Raw genomic sequence first — 1,952 nt, 5'->3', positions numbered from 1 at the left:
ATAAGATACTTTTCGCAAAAAACACATCTTAAACAAAAGATTGGCGTTGTGAGTATTTTTAACAGCTTTTTTCATTCAAGTCACCAAAAAAATATTATTTCTGAGCTGAAAAACGGTAAAAAATTACCCTTTAGTGACATATTGTCAGTGGAAAACATTCGTAAACATCTCCAGACACCCCAAGGCAGAGATCGCCTGTTTACCCCTGAGGTAACGCTTTGGAAGTGTATTTTCATTGTGTTTGCTTGATTGTTGTGTTATGTTTTTATTATTTATTCAAAATTGGATTTGCAGATGTCAGACACAATTCGAGTTACGGTGGAAAAAATAAATGAGCAAGGTAAAGTTGTCAGTAAGGTGGTTGTTATTGAAAAAGAAATCAGCAAACCTGAAGAAATCATAGATATTGGCTTTCGTCACTCAGAGCAAGTAGATATTCTGAAATCCATACAAGATGAATATATTTCACAGCAATCTATTTATTTCAAAGAAGATCTTGATGCCTGTCCACGCTGTGGTGGAAAGTTATGCAAACATGGTTATACTAAATCTGATTTTCATGCTGTCTTTACGGATCATAAAATTCCCACATGCAGGCAGGTCTGCAATGATTGTCAATGGCGCAGTATTCCAAGCATTAAATCACTATTTGGTACAAACATTCATCCTGATTTAGGGAAGATGCAATCTGAATTTGGAGCACGTTATTCTTATAGAGACGCTCAAAGCATTCTAAACAAGATGTCTTATTATGTCAGGAAGGTTAATCACCACAATGGCATTAAGCAAATCACCCAATTAGTTGGTAAACATATTGATGAACATCCTGATGAAATTCCCCATGACGTCAAACCATCAGATGAATTGATTGTTCAGGTAGATGGTGGTCATGTTAAAACTATTGAAGATCAGCGCAGTATAGAAGCTATGACGTCAGTAGTTTATGATGCTAAAAACATAGAATATAAAGGTGGTAGAGTTAAAGATAATGGCGATGTAACTGAAATTAGAGGTATTATAACCAGTAAAAGCTGTGCCGCCTCAGCATTATCAGACAATCAAAAGAGCATCAGATCTCAAACACTTTCTGCAGCAAAACTTCAGGGCTTGACAAAGCAAACTAAATTAACTGCTATATGCGATGGAGCTGCTAACTGTTGGTCAGTTATTGATTCTTTGTCTGATGAATGCCAGTCAATTGAACGAATACTAGATTGGTTTCATTTATCAATGAAGTTTAAGAACAGTGGGCTGGGCAATAAGAAGTTAAATGAAAAACTAGATGGCGCCAAATGGTACTTGTGGCATGGACAGGTGGAGGACGCGATATCCAGACTAGAAGAGCTAAAGCAAGAAGTAACTAAGGATACAAAGAAGGTTAATAAGCTTGAAAAGCTTTTAAGCTATGTTGTTAATAACAAAAATTATATTGTTAATTATGATGAACGTAAAAACAAAGATCTAGTATTCACAAGCCAAATGGCTGAGTCCAATGTTGAGAGTTTGATTAATCAACGCTGTAAGGGGCAACAACACATGAAATGGTCAAGGGATGGGCTGCACAATATACTTACATTAAGAGCAGCGATGAATACTTATACTTGGCCTAAGGTTTGGGAGAAACATGTTCTTTTTGGGTTGAAAAAGGCAGCTTAGAACATAATATAAATACACTTCCTAACGCTTTGGGGATTCTTATCTCAAGTGATGGATGATGATCAATCTCAGCAAGCAGTCGTTGCTCGCGTGATTGCTGCAAAGCTTGCGAAGAGTCAAAGACCGCCTTCAGCTAACACGTCTGCCTATAGTCAATCCCGCTCAAAGTTGTCTGAAACAGGCTTAAAAACACTTGCAACGGAGGTCGCAACAAAGTTGATTAGCGATACGCCAAATTCATGGCTATGGCGGTGGAAAGCATACGTCGAAACGATGGATGGAACGACAGTAATGAT

General features: G+C 37.5%; 3 protein-coding genes. All 3 read left to right on the top strand.

All coding sequences use genetic code 11. The annotated features are described in order from the left end of the window. Positions 1 to 249: hypothetical protein (locus DNK84_RS14635; RefSeq protein WP_208123285.1), on the top strand; the 249-nt coding region annotated here is incomplete at its 5' end. Positions 250 to 294: 45 nt separating this feature from the next. Next, positions 295 to 1,656, top strand: a complete 1,362-nt coding sequence (locus DNK84_RS08300) for an ISKra4 family transposase (protein ID WP_119344078.1) — start codon at positions 295 to 297, stop codon at positions 1,654 to 1,656. A gap of 51 nt (positions 1,657 to 1,707) precedes the next feature. Next, a partial coding sequence (locus DNK84_RS08295) for a hypothetical protein (protein WP_208123284.1) occupies positions 1,708 to 1,952 on the top strand: 245 nt, incomplete at its 3' end.

The sequence above is a fragment of the Facilibium subflavum genome (assembly GCF_003574485.1).
Classification (GTDB): domain Bacteria; phylum Pseudomonadota; class Gammaproteobacteria; order Francisellales; family Francisellaceae; genus Facilibium; species Facilibium subflavum.
Note: the sequence above shows the minus strand (reverse complement) of the source record. Positions and strands in the feature narration are given on the sequence as shown.